Annotated in this window: 15 protein-coding genes; 12 read left to right on the top strand and 3 right to left on the bottom strand. The window is 68.8% G+C overall.

Annotation, left to right across the window (positions count from 1 at the left end; genetic code table 11):
* Positions 1-15 precede the first annotated feature (15 nt).
* Positions 16-522: a nucleoside deaminase gene (locus tag WFH23_RS13840; RefSeq protein WP_090152965.1), complete on the top strand. Its 507-nt coding sequence runs from the start codon at positions 16-18 to the stop codon at positions 520-522.
* Positions 519-1,808: a cytosine permease gene (gene codB, locus WFH23_RS13835; RefSeq protein ID WP_090152962.1), complete on the top strand. Its 1,290-nt coding sequence runs from the start codon at positions 519-521 to the stop codon at positions 1,806-1,808. The genes WFH23_RS13840 and codB overlap by 4 nt, the downstream gene beginning before the upstream one ends.
* Before the next feature lie 22 nt (positions 1,809-1,830).
* On the opposite strand, the gene WFH23_RS13830 is transcribed toward codB, so the two are convergent.
* Complete coding sequence (locus WFH23_RS13830) at positions 1,831-2,901, bottom strand: threonine aldolase family protein (protein ID WP_336662958.1); 1,071 nt, start codon at positions 2,899-2,901, stop codon at positions 1,831-1,833.
* 138 nt (positions 2,902-3,039) lie between these two features.
* On the opposite strand from WFH23_RS13830, the gene WFH23_RS13825 reads away from it, so the two are divergent.
* The 4 genes from WFH23_RS13825 (at position 3,040) to WFH23_RS13810 (ending at position 7,027) form a co-directional block, all read left to right on the top strand.
* The gene (locus tag WFH23_RS13825) at positions 3,040-3,924 is read left to right on the top strand and encodes an ABC transporter ATP-binding protein (RefSeq protein ID WP_090152954.1); all 885 of its coding nucleotides are present in this window, start codon (positions 3,040-3,042) and stop codon (positions 3,922-3,924) included.
* The gene (locus WFH23_RS13820) at positions 3,921-4,844 is read left to right on the top strand and encodes an ABC transporter permease (RefSeq protein ID WP_090152950.1); all 924 of its coding nucleotides are present in this window, start codon (positions 3,921-3,923) and stop codon (positions 4,842-4,844) included. Before WFH23_RS13825 ends, WFH23_RS13820 begins: the two co-directional genes overlap by 4 nt.
* 273 nt (positions 4,845-5,117) lie before the next feature.
* Positions 5,118-6,389 carry a sensor histidine kinase gene (locus WFH23_RS13815; RefSeq protein ID WP_336662957.1) on the top strand — a complete coding sequence of 424 codons (1,272 nt, stop codon included), beginning with the start codon at positions 5,118-5,120 and terminating at the stop codon, positions 6,387-6,389.
* On the top strand, positions 6,389-7,027 hold the full coding sequence (locus WFH23_RS13810) for a response regulator (protein WP_090152945.1): 639 nt from the start codon (positions 6,389-6,391) through the stop codon (positions 7,025-7,027). Before WFH23_RS13815 ends, WFH23_RS13810 begins: the two co-directional genes overlap by 1 nt.
* A 206-nt stretch (positions 7,028-7,233) precedes the next feature.
* On the opposite strand, the gene WFH23_RS13805 is transcribed toward WFH23_RS13810, so the two are convergent.
* On the bottom strand, positions 7,234-8,052 hold the full coding sequence (locus WFH23_RS13805) for a siderophore-interacting protein (protein WP_336662955.1): 819 nt from the start codon (positions 8,050-8,052) through the stop codon (positions 7,234-7,236).
* Positions 8,053-8,251: 199 nt separating this feature from the next.
* Here WFH23_RS13805 and WFH23_RS13800 point away from each other — a divergent pair, with 199 nt between their 5' ends.
* Genes WFH23_RS13800 through WFH23_RS13790 form a run of 3 tightly spaced genes read left to right on the top strand, consistent with a single transcriptional unit; the run spans position 8,252 to position 10,229 of the window.
* A complete protein-coding gene (locus tag WFH23_RS13800) occupies positions 8,252-8,611 on the top strand; it encodes a GntR family transcriptional regulator (protein ID WP_336662953.1) in 360 nt (119 codons plus the stop codon).
* Positions 8,608-9,522 (top strand): ABC transporter ATP-binding protein, encoded by a 915-nt coding sequence (locus WFH23_RS13795; protein WP_090152937.1) that lies wholly within the window; start codon positions 8,608-8,610, stop codon positions 9,520-9,522. The genes WFH23_RS13800 and WFH23_RS13795 overlap by 4 nt, the downstream gene beginning before the upstream one ends.
* Complete coding sequence (locus tag WFH23_RS13790; protein WP_336662952.1) at positions 9,519-10,229, top strand: hypothetical protein; 711 nt, start codon at positions 9,519-9,521, stop codon at positions 10,227-10,229. Before WFH23_RS13795 ends, WFH23_RS13790 begins: the two co-directional genes overlap by 4 nt.
* Positions 10,230-10,449: 220 nt before the next feature.
* Here WFH23_RS13790 and WFH23_RS13785 read toward each other — a convergent pair whose 3' ends face one another.
* Positions 10,450-11,826 carry a dicarboxylate/amino acid:cation symporter gene (locus WFH23_RS13785; protein WP_336662975.1) on the bottom strand — a complete coding sequence of 459 codons (1,377 nt, stop codon included), beginning with the start codon at positions 11,824-11,826 and terminating at the stop codon, positions 10,450-10,452.
* 264 nt (positions 11,827-12,090) lie between these two features.
* Here WFH23_RS13785 and WFH23_RS13780 point away from each other — a divergent pair, with 264 nt between their 5' ends.
* From WFH23_RS13780 to WFH23_RS13770, 3 genes are read left to right on the top strand one after another with little or no spacing between them, the layout of a single operon-like run.
* A complete protein-coding gene (locus WFH23_RS13780; RefSeq protein ID WP_090153057.1) occupies positions 12,091-12,579 on the top strand; it encodes a YajQ family cyclic di-GMP-binding protein in 489 nt (162 codons plus the stop codon).
* A gap of 40 nt (positions 12,580-12,619) precedes the next feature.
* Complete coding sequence (locus WFH23_RS13775; protein ID WP_336662951.1) at positions 12,620-13,387, top strand: hypothetical protein; 768 nt, start codon at positions 12,620-12,622, stop codon at positions 13,385-13,387.
* A 39-nt stretch (positions 13,388-13,426) separates the two neighbouring features.
* Positions 13,427-13,843: a DUF3151 domain-containing protein gene (locus WFH23_RS13770; protein ID WP_336662950.1), complete on the top strand. Its 417-nt coding sequence runs from the start codon at positions 13,427-13,429 to the stop codon at positions 13,841-13,843.
* Positions 13,844-13,930: the final 87 nt, after the last annotated feature.

The raw sequence follows: 13,930 nt of genomic DNA, 5'->3' as shown, positions 1-13,930 counted from the left end.
GATACGATTGCAGTCATGCCGATCTCCGCTCAAGACCGAACGTATCTCGACCTCGCCATCGAACAGGCGCAGCTGGGCTGGGACGAAGGCGGGGTGCCCATCGGCGCCGCCCTCGTGCGCCACGGCGCCGACGGACCCGAGGTGCTCGCCGTCGGTCGAAACCGACGCGTGCAGATGGGAAGCGTGATCCGCCACGGCGAGACCGACTGCCTCGAGAGCGCGGGTCGCCTCCCGGCGAGCGTCTACCGGGAGTGCACCCTCTACACGACGCTCTCGCCGTGCACCATGTGCGCCGGCACGGCGATCCTGTACGAGATCCCGCGCATCGTCATCGGCGAGCACCGCAGCTTCGAAGCCTCCGAGGCCTGGCTCGCGAGCAACGGCACGGAACTCGTGATCGCCGACGACGCGACCTGCATTGACCTGATGGATCGCATGATGCGCGAACGCCCCGAGATCTGGGCCGAAGACATCGGCATCGAGACCGACGAGCTCGCCGGCGGCGCCCGGGTCGGCGAGTGAGCGCAGCACCCGAGACCGAGACGGTCATCGACCGGGACTACCCGGTCACCCCCGTGCCGCAGCACGCACGCAAGGGATTCTTCTCGCTCATGGTGGTGCTGCTCGGCTTCACCATCTTCACACCGACCATGCTCGCGGGCGCCGCGCTCGGGCAGTCGTTCGCGCTGAACGATCTGCTCGTCGTCATCCTGCTCGGCTCCGCCGTGCTCGGCGCATACGTCGCGGTGCTCGGATGGATCGGTGCGCGCACCGGACTCACCACGGTGGTGATGGCCCGGTACACGCTCGGCAGCCGCGGCTCGAAGCTCGCATCGATCCTGCTCGGAGGCACGCAGATCGGCTGGTACGGCGTCGTGATCGGCACGATCGGCGAGCTCACCGCGCAGGCGTTCGGGTGGGAGAGCTTCGCCGCGAAAGCCGCGGTCATGGTGGTGGTGAGCGCGCTCATGTGCGCGACCGCCGTCTACGGGTACCGCGGCATGTACTGGGTATCGCTGATCTCGACTCCGCTGATCCTCATCCTCGCGTTCTGGGTGATGTTCCGGTCGCTCGAAGAGGTGGGCGGCTGGGCCGGTCTCGCCGCCGTGCAGCCGGATGCGTCGATGTCGATGCCGATCGCGGTCGCCGTCACCACGGTCGTCGGAACGTTCGTCTCCGCTGGCACGCAGGCGCCCAACTGGACGCGCTTCGGGCGTACGGGCCGCCAGGCGGTGCTCGCCTGCGTCATCGGATTCTTGATCGGCAACGGGCTGATGATCTTCTTCGGCGCGGTCGGCGCGATCACGTTCGGCGAAGGCGACTTCGTGCTCGTGCTCTTCAACCTCGGCCTCGTCGGCTGGGGGCTCTTCCTGCTCTTCGGCAACCTCTGGAAGTCGAATGCCGACGCGGCGTACTCATTCGGCGTCGCCGGTGCCGAGCTCTTCGAGAAGCCCAGCAAGACCCGGTTCGTGATCATCGGCTCGATCATTGGCACCGTGCTCGCGCTCTTCGGCGTCAACGAGCACCTGCCCCAGTACCTCGGGCTGCTCGGCACGTTCATCCCGCCCCTCGGCGGCGTCATCATCGGCGATTACCTCGCACGGTGGCGGCGCACCCAGATGCCAGAGGGGGAGGCGCTGCCGCGCGCGAACTGGGTCAACCTGGGCGTCTACGCGATCTCGTGCGCGCTCGCCTGGTTCGCCGGCGAATTCGGGATCGGGATTCCTCCGATCATCGGTGTCGTCGCAGCCCTGGTGCTGTCATTCGCCCTGGCGCGGCTGTCGCCCCGGCGGCCGCTCGCGGGCTGAAGCCGTTCGCGGGCTGAGCGGGTCAGCTGGCGAGCGCGGCCAGCAGTGCGTCGACGTCCGCCTCGGTCGTGTCGAACGCGCACATCAGGCGGTAGAGCCCGGGCTGCGTCGGCCACGCGCCGAACACGAACGCGGACTGGGCCCGCGTTGCGGCCTCGGCGGGCAGCTCGACGAATACGGCGTTGGACTCGACGGGGTGGGCGATCCTGACCCCGGGCACGGTTTCTTCGAGGGCGCGCACGCCCGACGCCAGGCGCTGCGCGAGTTCGTTCGCACGCGTTGCGGAGCGCAGCCACAGGTCGCCCTCGTACAGTGCAACGAGCTGCGCTGAGATGAAGCGCATCTTCGAGGCGAGCTGCAGGTCGATCTTGCGCAGATAGCGGATCCCGTCAGCAGCTTCCGGCCGCAGCACGACGACGGCCTCCGCACCCAACAGGCCGTTCTTCGTGCCGCCCAGGCTCAGCAGGTCGACGCCGACGTCGGTGGTGAGCTCGCGCAGCGACGCGCCGAGGTGCGCTGCCGCATTGCCGAGCCGGGATCCGTCGACGTGCAGCACCAAGCCGAGTTCGTGCGCCTGATCCGCGAGGGCGCGGATCTCATCGGGGGTGTAGGCCGTGCCGAGCTCGGTCACTTGCGAGATCGACACCGCGCCCGCCTGAGACCGGTGCTCGCTGCCGAAGCCCCACGCCTCGCGAGCCACGAGTTCGGGGGTGAGCTTGCCGTCGGGCGTCTCGATGCCGAAAAGCTTGAGACCGCCGGTCTTCTCCGGGGCACCCGCCTCGTCGGTATTGATGTGCGCGGTGCGAGCGCAGATGACGGCGCCCCAGCGGGGGAGTGCGGCCTGCAGCGCGAGCACGTTCGCGCCGGTGCCGTTGAAGACGGGGAACGCCTCCGCCTCGACGCCGAACAGCTCCCGAGCCACCTCTTGGAAGCGGGCCGTGACCGGGTCGCCGCCGTACGCGGGGACGTGGCCCGCGTTCGCGAGCGCGAGCGCCTCGATCACCTCTGGATGCGCGCCCGACCAGTTGTCGGAGGCGAACGCGCGGGAGACTGGCGCGGTGGCTGCTTCTGGCGATGCGGCGTGCTGGCTCATCGCTCCAGCCTACGCTCGGCGAGCCCGCGGCGGGAGCGCGGACCCCACGCGGAACCCGGCGCGGGTCCTCCGATCGGTGGACATCAGGTCGCCCATCCGGTCGTTCCCGTCAGCCGCCGCGACGGGCAGTCTGGAAACATGAACAGCACACTCAGCTCCGCGGCCGTTTCGGTGCGCGGGCTCACGAAGCAGTACGGATCGCGACGGGTGCTCGACGGCGTCGACCTCGACATCGCCCGAGGCGAGACGTATGCGCTGCTCGGGCCGAATGGCGCGGGTAAGAGCACGGCCATCGAGGTGCTCGAAGGCGTGCGACGAGCGACGAGCGGCGACATCTCGGTGCTCGGCGAGCACCCCCTCTCGGCGCCGCGCGCGTGGAAGTCGAGGATCGGCATCGTGGCGCAGTCGACCGGGGACGCCGGCCCCTACACCCCGCGCGAGCTGATCGCGCACTTCGCGACGCTCTACCCGAACCCTCGCGGCGTCGACGAGGTGCTCGATCTCGTCGGGCTCACGGAGCAGGCGAAGACGCGGGCGACGAAGCTCTCGGGCGGACAGCAGCGGCGGCTCGATGTCGCACTCGGCATCATCGGGCGGCCGGAGCTCGTCTTCCTCGACGAGCCGACCACCGGTTTCGATCCCGAAGCGAGGCGTCACTTCTGGGCGATGCTCGACGGCCTGACGGGTGAGGGCGCTGCGGTGCTGCTCACCACCCACTATCTCGACGAGGCGGAGTACCTGGCCGATCGCGTTGGCGTGCTCTCCGGCGGCAGGATCGTCGCCGAGGCGACGCCCGAATTGCTCGGCGGCGCCGAGGCTCGCACCCCGGTGGTCAGCTGGCGCGACGCCGCGGGGGTGCGTCACGAGGAGCGCACCGCTGTGCCCGGCGTGGTCGTCGAACGGTTGATGCACGAGGCGCGAGAGATCGGCATCCCGACCGGGCCGGCCGAGCTCGAAGTGCGACGCCCGGCACTCGAAGACATCTATTTGAACCTGATCGGCGCGAACGGAGCGGAACGATGACGACGAACGATGCGAAACGGGGGGCGGGTCCCGCTCAGGTGGCAGGGCCAGCGCGAGCGGCAGGAACGGACGACTCGGGGCCCCACTCGAACGGCGTCGCACCCCGGCTCCCCGGGATCCTCCGCTCGGGGTGGAACAACATCGGATTCGAGTTGCGCGGTTACTTCCGGACGCCAGATGCCGTCTTCTTCACGTTCCTCTTCCCGCTCGTGATGCTGGGAATCTTCGGGGTCGCCTTTCAGACGTCCGGCGAGGTCGGTGCGCGTGCAGACGGCACCGGGGGCGTGACGATGGCCGCCTACTACCTCCCCGGCATGGCCGCTGCAGGATTGCTCCTCATCGGAGTGCAGAATCTCGCCACCGATATCGCCCGCGAGCGGAGCGACGGATGGTTGCGGCGCTTGGGCGGCACTCCGCTGTCGCCGGTGAGCTATTTCATCGGCAAGATCGGCATGATCCTCGTGACCGCCCTCGCTCAGCTGCTGCTGCTCATCGCGTTCGCCGTGGTCGCCTTCCAGGTGGAGCTTCCGACGGAGCCGGAGCTGTGGGGGCGATTGGCCTGGCTGTTCGGGCTCGGGATCATCGCGATGGCCCTCCTCGGCGTCGCACTCTCGGCGCTGCCCCGCTCGTCGCGCAGTGCGACAGCGGTGATCCTGCCGGTGGTGCTGCTGCTGCAGTTCATCTCGGGCGTGTACCTGCAGTTCTCGATGCTGCCGGAGTGGTTGCAGCAGGTGGCGAGCCTGTTCCCGTTGAAGTGGTTGGCGCAGGGGATGCGCTCGGTGTTCCTGCCCGATCATTTCCAGTTGCAGGAGCTCGGGGAGTCGTGGGATCTCGGTCTCGTCGCCCTGAACCTGGCGGCCTGGCTCGCAGCGGGCCTCGCGCTCAGCCTCCTCACGTTCAGATGGCAGCGGCGGTCATAGGCGAATGCGTGAGCATTCGCGACCGCCGCTGGTGCCGCCCACGGCGGCAGCCCACGGAGCGGAGCGCGGGGTGAGCGGCGGTCATAGGCGAATGCGTGAGCATTCGCGACCGCGGCTGGTGCCGCCCACGGCGGCAGCCCACGGAGCGGAGCGCGGGGTGAGCGGCGGTCATAGGCGAATGCGTGAGCATTCGCGACCGCGGCTGGTGCCGCCCACGGCGGCAGCCCACGGAGCGGAGCGCGGGGTGAGCGGCGGTCGTGAGAGAGTGATGCCATGAGTCAGCTGGAGACACCGGGGATCGCGTCGGGGCGCTTTCCGCTGCGCTGGTGGGATGCCGGCGTCGTGGTCACCCTCGTCGCGATGGGCATCGTCGGCGGTCGCGAGCTGCAGTTCGACGGTGCGCCCGCGGCGCCGGATCGGGTGGCCTGGACCTTCGCGCCGCTGGCGGTGCTCGCGCTCTGGTATCTCGCGGTCGGGCGGCGCGTGATGCTTCGAGCCGTGCGCGATCTGCCTGCGACCGCTGCCGATGCGCTCTTCCTGGTCGGGCTGGTGCTGCTGGTGGGGGTTGCGACGTTCGGGGTGACCTCGTACGCCACGCTCCAGACCATCGGGTATCCGCTGGTCTGGACGGTCGCGCGCCGCTATCGAGAAGCGGTCGCGTGGAGTGCGGCACTCGCGGTGGCGGTGTGCATCGGTTTCGTCGGCCCGGGTGATCCCTTCGGTCGCGCCGGCGGCTTCTGGGGTGCGTTCGCCGTCTCGGCCCTCTCGCTCGTCTTCGCGCTGGTCATGGGAACGTGGATCACGGGCATTCACGCGCAGGGGGAGCGTCACCGCGAACTCGCGGAGGCGCTGCGGCGCTCGCAGCACGAAGTGGCCGCGCTCTCGGAGGCCGCCGGTGCCTCTGCCGAGCGGGAGCGGATCTCGCGCGACCTGCACGATACGCTCACGCAGACGCTCACCGGTCTCGTGATGCTGAGCGAGCAGGTGGATCGCGCGCTCGCCGCAGGTGATGCCGCTGCCGCGCGGGATCGGCTCGAACGGGTGCGCTCAGCGGCCCGAGAGTCGTTGCAGGAGGCGAGGGTGCTGGTTGCGACGACCCAACCGCTCGGCGACGGCAGCCTGGAGGCATCGATCGAGCGGACGGTGACCCGCCTCAGGGAGGATACGGGGCTGCTGGTGACGTGCGAGCTCGAGTCGTTGCAGCTGGACCGCGAGCGGCAGGTGATGCTGCTGCGGGCGACTCAGGAGGGCCTGGCGAATGCGCGCAAGCACGCGCAGGCGGCGAGGATCTCGGTGATGCTGGTGCGCGGTGATGACGGATCCGTCGTCCTCCGAGTCGATGACGACGGGGTGGGGCCGGAAGCCGCGGGCGGCGGGGCCTCTGTCGGCGGGTACGGCCTGTCGGGCCTTGCCGACCGCATCCGAGGAGTGGGCGGTGAGGTGCGGTTCGGCGGTGGGCCGAGGTGCGGTGCACGCCTGGAGGTGCGACTGCCGGCGAGCGTTGCGGCGGCCGCGCCCGGTCACGAGCGAGAAGGGGTTCGTTGATGGTGCGCATTCTGGTCGTGGACGATCACCCGATCGTGCGTGCTGGTATCGCGGGTCTGCTCGCGACGGAGCCTGATTTCGAGGTGGTCGGCGAGGCGGCTTCCGGGGAAGCCGCGCTCGACCTGGTGTCGGCCGCGCGCCCGGACGTCGTGCTCATGGATCTCCGGATGCCGGGAATGGGCGGCGTCGAGGCCACCCGTCGACTCACCCGCCTCACGGCGTCGCCTCCGCGCGTGCTCGTCTTCACGACGTACGAGGAGGATGATCAGATCCTCGCCGCCATCGAGGCCGGGGCGAACGGGTATCTCGTCAAGGCTGCACCCGCTGACGAGCTGGCGGCCGGTGTGCGCGCGGTTGCCGCCGGGCAGACCGTGCTCGCGCCGTCGATCGCCGCGCAGCTGGTCGCTCGGGCTCACGCCGGCCCTGAGGATCGCGCGGAGCGGGGCCCGCGGCTCACTCCTCGGGAGGTCGAGATTCTGCGGTTGGTCGGGGATGGGATGAGCAACCCGGAGATCGCGGGGCGGCTGTTCATCGGCGAGTCGACGGTGAAGACTCACCTGCTGCGAGCGTTCGAGAAGCTGGGCGTGTCGGATCGCACGCGAGCGGTGACGCGCGCGATGGAGTGCGGGATCCTGTAGCGCTGCGCTGCGCCGCCCCTGTGGATAACTACACGGGTGTGATTCACACTGTGGATGGTCGATGCTCCGGCGGAATCACGGCGTTCGTGAGGGTTGGTGCGCGCTTCCCCGAGTGGCTCTCGGGATGGTTGTGCACAGGACTGTAGCGGCACTGTGGAGAATTACACCGTTGTCATTCGGGGCCAGGATCGGTCCGTTTCGGAGCTCTATCGGTGCCGCCAGTATCCGCAGAAATCGACCGCCTGCTTGGCGACGCCGCACTCGTTGACGAGATGACGGCGGCCGCCGGTTGCGAGCTGCTGCTCGCCTGCGACGAACGCCGAGACGGGGCCGGCCGTGGCTGATGCCGGGAGCTCGCGAAGCGCATCGAGGGCCGCGGATCCGGGGTGAGCGCCCGGCTCGCGAACGATCCACTGCACGTCGACGCCGCTCGGGGCCTCGACCGGTTGGCAATCCGCAGCGTTGGGCACCTCGATGATCGCGTGGCCCGTGCTCTCCGGTCCGATGTCGCGCAGGATGCCGAGCACCGCGGGGAGCGCGCTCTCGTCGCCCGCCAGCACGACGCGATCGGCGTCCTCGACCGCGCGGTATCCGCATCCCTGATCGATCAGCGCCACCCGGTCGCCGATGGGGAGCGACGTGGCCCAGGGCGCGGCGACGCCCGCGTGCGCCGGATCGTCCGATTCGTGCGCGACGAAGTCGATGTCCATCTCGTTCGTCTCGGGTCGGAACGCCCGCACGGTGTAGTTGCGGATCTCGGGCCGCGTCGCCTTCGGCAGGGCCAGGTACTTCAGGTACCCGCGAGTATCGAATCGATCGGACATGCGATCGAATCGGGTCGCTTCGCCGGCAACGGGCATGGCGAGTCTGAACCACTGATCGAAGCCGAGGTGACGCCAGCGTGAGAAGTCGTCGCCGCCGACGGTGAGGCGCACGAAGCCGGGGGATATGCGATCGGCGCGCAGCACCTCGGCCGTGACGAGACCGGTCTCCGCGTGGGCGACGACGATGTTGCTGGAGGGCATGGCGGATCCTTCGGTTCGCGGGAGTCGGCGGCATGACGCGGCCGGAGCACCCCAACGGTAGTTCATCAGATGAATGCTCCGCAAGTGCTCGTTGACAGACTCGGCGGCGGTATGTAGGTTCATTAGTGAAGTAACTAACCAAGGAAGCTGCGAGGCGAATCCGTCCGAGTCAGCGACCCCGACTGAAACGAGGTGAGGAGTGTTCGATGACAACCGTCCGATCTTCCTCCAGCTCGCCGACCGCCTCGCAGACGACATCCTGCGCGGCACGTACGACGAGGACGAGCAGGTTCCCTCGACGAACGAGCTCGCCGCGCACATGCGCATCAACCCCGCGACGGCGGGCAAAGGGCTCAGCCTGCTCGTCGATCAGGGGATCCTCTACAAGAAACGCGGCATCGGCATGTTCGTCGCCGCAGGCGCGAGGGCCCGTATCGCTCAGGAGCGTCAGCAGGGCCTCACCGAGCGATTCGTGCGGCCGCTGCTCCATGAAGCCGCCGCCCTCGGCCTCACCCACTCCGATGTCATCCGGCTCATCGAACAGGAAGCGGAACAATGACCCAGATCGCTATTGAGACGCACGGGCTCACGCGGCGCTATCGCGGCGCCACCGCGCTCGACGACGTCACCGTGCAGGTGCACGCGAACACCATCACCGGGCTGCTCGGCCGCAACGGCGCGGGCAAGACCACCCTCATGTCGCTGATCACGGCGCAGGATCGGCCGAGCTCTGGCTCGGTCAAGGTCGGCGGCCACGATCCCTTCGAGCGCGCCGAGACCATCGAGCAGATGTGCTTCGTGCGCGATAACCAGCGATACCCCGACGATTACACCCTGAAACTCGCTACCCGAGCAGCACGATTCTCGTTCCCGAACTGGAATCAGGAGGTCGCGGATCGCCTCATCGACGCGTTCCGCATCCCGTCCAAGCCGATCATCAAGAAGTACTCGCGCGGACAGATGTCGGCGCTCGGCATCGTGCTCGGACTCGCCTCCCGGGCGCCCATCACCTTCTTCGACGAGCCCTACCTGGGTCTCGACGCGACGGCGCGGGCGATCTTCTACGACGAGCTGCTGCGCGATTACGCGGAGCGCCCTCGCACGGTCGTGCTCTCCACCCATCTCATCGATGAGATGGACCGGCTGCTCGAGCGCGTGATCGTGATCGACCAGGGGCGCATCGTTCGGCACGAAGACGTCGATGCGATGCGCGGGAGCGCCTTCCAGGTCGCGGGCAAGGCGAGTGAGGTCGACGGCTTCCTCTCAGGACTGCCGGTGCTGTCACGCCGACGCGTCGGCGGCCTCGCAACAGCGGTCGTCAACACGCCGATGACGGCGCAGCATCGAGCCGAGGCCGGCGGGCTCGAACTCGCCCCCGTATCACTGCAAGATCTCGTCGCCGCCTACGGCCTCGGCGACACCGTCGCGGACGACGGGGCGGACACGCATATGGAACGGAGCGCAGCATGAACCGCATCATCAATGTGACTCGCCTGCACATGAACAAGATCGGGAGCTTCGTCACAGTTCCGATCGTCATCCTCGCACTGGTCATGGTGATCTCGATCGTCATCGCGCTCGCCATCCAGCGCGCCACGGGAGGCGCGGGCGGTGCCGAGTACGTCGACGGAGCGCGGCAGAACGGCGGCGTCGTCTGGTCGCTGCCCGGATTCCTCGTCTACTACGGCGTGCAGGCCGTGGCGACGACCTATCCCTTCGCGCTGACCCTCGGAACCACGCGCCGCAACTTCATCCTCGGCACGATGCTCTCGAACGTGCTGCAGGCCGCGTACATCGCGCTCCTGCTGGTGCTACTGCTCGGCATCGAACTCGCCACGGACCACTGGTTCATGTCGGTGTACGTGCTCGACGTGTATCTGCTCGGCGCCGGCGACCCGTGGGTGCTCGCCGTCACCGGCTTCCTCGGAGTGCTCTTCTGCCTCACGATCGGCGGCTTCTTCGGTGCGATCTGGGTGCGATTTGGGGCGAAGGGCCCGGCGATCGTGGGATCGGCCATCGGGCTCGTGCTCGCGATTCTCCTCCTGGTGTTCGCACCGCAACTGCCGGAGATCGTGATGGGCATCACCCGGGCAGACATCGCTCTGGGGGCGATCGTCACGATCGTGCTGGCGCTCGTCGTCACCTGGTTCGCGATGCGGCGCGCAGCGGTGCGATAGCGGCCGCGCATCTCCTGCCGTACGACGCCGAGCGGGGGGGGGGGGGGGGGGGGGGGGGGGCCCCCCCCCCCCCCCCGGCGCCGGGGGCGCGCCGCGGTGGGGGGGGGGGGGGGGGGGGGCCCCCCGCCCGCGCGGGCGCGCGGGGGGGGGGGGGCCCCCACCCCCCCCCCCCCCCCCCCCCGTCTCCGATGCTCAGCGCATGATTCGGGAGGGCCGAGTGTCAGCCCCGGCGCAGCGTCGCTTCGCGCTCGTCTTGCGACGCCTCCTCCGACGCGCGGTGCTCCTCGACGTCGGTGTTGTCGAATGCGAGCCCCTGACGTGGCGCGTTGTACAGATCGAGGTCGATGATTCCCTCGCGCTTCGCGACGATTGCGGGAACGAGCGCCTGACCGGCGACGTTCACGGCCGTGCGACCCATGTCGATGATGGGGTCGACTGCGAGAAGCAGCCCGACGCCCTCGAGCGGAAGCCCGAGCGTCGACAGCGTGAGCGTCAGCATCACGGTCGCGCCCGTCGTGCCCGCGGTCGCCGCGGAGCCGACTACCGAGACGATGACGATGAGCAGGTACTGCACGATCGTGAGGTCGATGCCGAAGAACTGCGCGATGAAGATCGCCGCGACTGCCGGGTAGATCGCGGCGCACCCGTCCATCTTGGTCGTCGCTCCGAGCGGCACGGCGAAGGAGGCGTAGCCGCGCGGCACGCCGAGGTTGCGCTCGGTGACGCGCTGGGTGAGCGGCAGTGTGCCGATGGACGAGCGGCTCACGAAGCCGAGCTGCACGGCCGGCCACACTCCTGAGAAGTACTGCTTCACGGAGAGGCCGTGCGACTTCACGAGAATCGGGTAGACCACGAAGAGCACCAGCGCGAGTCCGAGGTACAGCACCGCGACGAACCACGTGAGCGTGCCCATCTGGTTCCACCCGTACTCGGCGACGGCGTTGCCGATGAGGCCGATCGTGCCGATCGGGGCGAGGCGGATGATCCACCACAGGATCTTCTGGATGATCGCGAGCGCTGATTCCGTGAGCACGATGAACGGTTCGGCCTTCTCGCCGATCTTGAGCGCTGCGATGCCCACGGCGGCCGAGATCACGATGACCTGCAGCACATTGAAGCTCGGGCTCGCAGAGAGCGCGCCGCTGCCGGCATCGACGCTGCCGGAAACGCCGAGTCCGAGGAAGTTGGCGGGGACGAGGCCGGTGAGGAAGTTCCACCAGGTGCCGACCGAACCGGGCTCTTCGGGGGTCAGCGCGGTCTGCGATGCGGTCGAGCCGGGTTGCAGCGTGACGCCGAGCACGATGCCGATGGTCACCGCGATCAGCGCGGTGATGGCGAACCAGAGCAGAGTCTGGCCCGCGAGGCGAGCCGCATTCGTCACCTTGCGCAACCCGACGATGCTCGAGACGATCGCCGTGAAGACGAGCGGGATCACTGCCGCGCGCAGTAGCGAGACGTAACTGTCGCCGATGGTCGCCAGCGTGGCGTGCAGGCCGTTGGGGTTGTCCTCGGCGTCGGGGCCGAGCGACATGGCGACGCCGCCGAGCACGAGGCCGATGACGAGGGCGGCGAGGATCTGCCACCCGAACGACGTCATCCAGCGGGGGAGGCGGCGAGCCCGATGCGGGGCGGCCTGAGTTGCAGACACGGTGAGGAGTCCTTTCGAGTGCGGTGCGGCGTGCGGAACCCAGACAGCTTAGCAAATCATTCGTTCAGCGAATACGTGTCATCACTTTTTGTAGCTTCCCGTGCGGCGGGTCACTCGGGGAGGGTGTCGCAGTTCCTTCGGGAGCCGACACCCTCCCAGAGCGACCCGGATCGGGAGGGGGTGGCGGCGCTGCCCCTCGGGTACGCTGGGGGCATGGCTGATTCTTCGTTTGACGTGGTGAGCAAGATCGACTCGATGGAGGTCGAGAACGCGGTGAACCAGGCGCGCAAGGAGGTCGAGCAGCGCTACGACTTCAAGGGCGTCGGCGCCGACGTCTCGCTCTCCGGTGAGAAGGTGCAGATCAAGGCGAACACGGAAGAGCGCGCGAACGCCGTGCTCGACGTGCTGCACTCGAAGTTCATCAAGCGCGGGCTCTCGTTGAAGGCGCTCGACACCGGTGAGCCCTACGCCAGCGGCAAGGAGTACCGCATCGACGCGCAGCTGAAGGAAGGCATCGATCAGGCCACCGCGAAGAAGCTCAACAAGCTGATCCGCGACGAGGGCCCGAAGGGCGTGAAGTCCCAGATCCAGGGCGACGAGTTGCGCGTCTCCTCCAAGAGCCGCGATGACCTGCAGGCGACGATGGCGCTGCTCAAGGGCGCTGACATCGACGTCGCTCTGCAGTTCGTGAATTACCGCTGACCACTCGCGTCAACGGAACGGTCAGCGCTACGGTGAGCGCATGCGAACGATCCTCACCTGCGCTGCCGCGGTGCTGTGCAGTGCGATCCTGCTGACCGGGTGCGCGACCGAGCCCTCGACTGCGCCCGGAGCGACGAGCACTCCGTCCACGTCCGATCCCTCCGCCACTCCGACCGAGACATCGGAACCGGCGCCGACTCCGGAGCCCACCACGCCGCCGGAGCCCACCCCGGAGCCGTGGGATCGCGCAGGTGACGCGGCCGGTCCCGTGAGCTTCGAGCTGCCCTCCGGGTGGTCGTTGGTGCGCCTGCCCTCCGCCTATGACGAGATGGGGTTCTTCCAAGCGCAGATCGTGGACCCGGACGGTGCTGCACAGCTCTACTTCTCGAACCGGGTCACCGGGCTGGGCGGTGCATGCACTCCGGAAATGGCCACCCTGCACATCGAGGAGCTCGACGCGGAGCCGGTCGAGATCGCGGGGTTCGTGCCCGAACCCACCGATGAGGCAGGCGCGCCGACCACGGACGCGCGGTTCGTGTACCGGGTCTCGAACCTCGGAGACGGCGCCGTGGCCAGCCTGTCGCTCGCGAACTTCACCCCGCGCGACAGCTGCATGTATTACAACCGGCTGCTCGGCGGCACGGGGGCGACGCCGTCGAATTCCGTTGTCGCCGCCGACTGGATGCAGGTCGACAGCACCTCGAGCGGGCGCGTATTCGCGAGTCGAGCGGAAGCCGAAGCCTTCATGCAGTCGGAAGAGTACGCGACGCTCAAGCGCATCCTCATGTCGATGCGGCTGCAGGCGTGAACCGGCGTCTCCTCGGAGCCGCATCGCTACACTGACAGGATGATCGGCGCGAATCTGCTCGAACCAGAACCCACTCTCCTGGCTGCCGACACCGCGGTGTCGCAGGCGCTCGACTCGGAGCGCGACCTCGACGCCGTCGTGCGCGAGCACCCGGAGTCGCCGCTCGTCTGGGCGCTGCTCGCCGACGCAGCCGACGCCGAGGGGCGCGAGATCGAGGCGTACGCCTTCGCGCGCGTCGGCTATCACCGGGGCCTCGACGCGCTGCGCAAGGCCGGATGGCGCGGGGCGGGCCCCGTCCCGTGGTCGCACGAGCCCAATCGCGGGGTATTGCGCGCACTGTACGCGCTGCGACGCGCGGCCGAGCGCATCGGCGAGGCGAGCGAGGTCGAGCGGCTCACGGAGTTCCTCGACGGCGCCGACCCGGCGGCGATCGCCGCGATCGAACGGGAGCGCTGACCGTTCCGCCCCGGCGATTCGTCGCCGGACGGCGGGCTCCGCCGGGAGACGGCGGCCCTTCGCTAGACTGGGCCGGTACGTGCCGTT

This window comes from Leucobacter sp. USHLN154, from assembly GCF_037145595.1.
Lineage (GTDB): Bacteria > Actinomycetota > Actinomycetes > Actinomycetales > Microbacteriaceae > Leucobacter > Leucobacter alluvii.
Note: the sequence above shows the minus strand (reverse complement) of the source record. Positions and strands in the feature narration are given on the sequence as shown.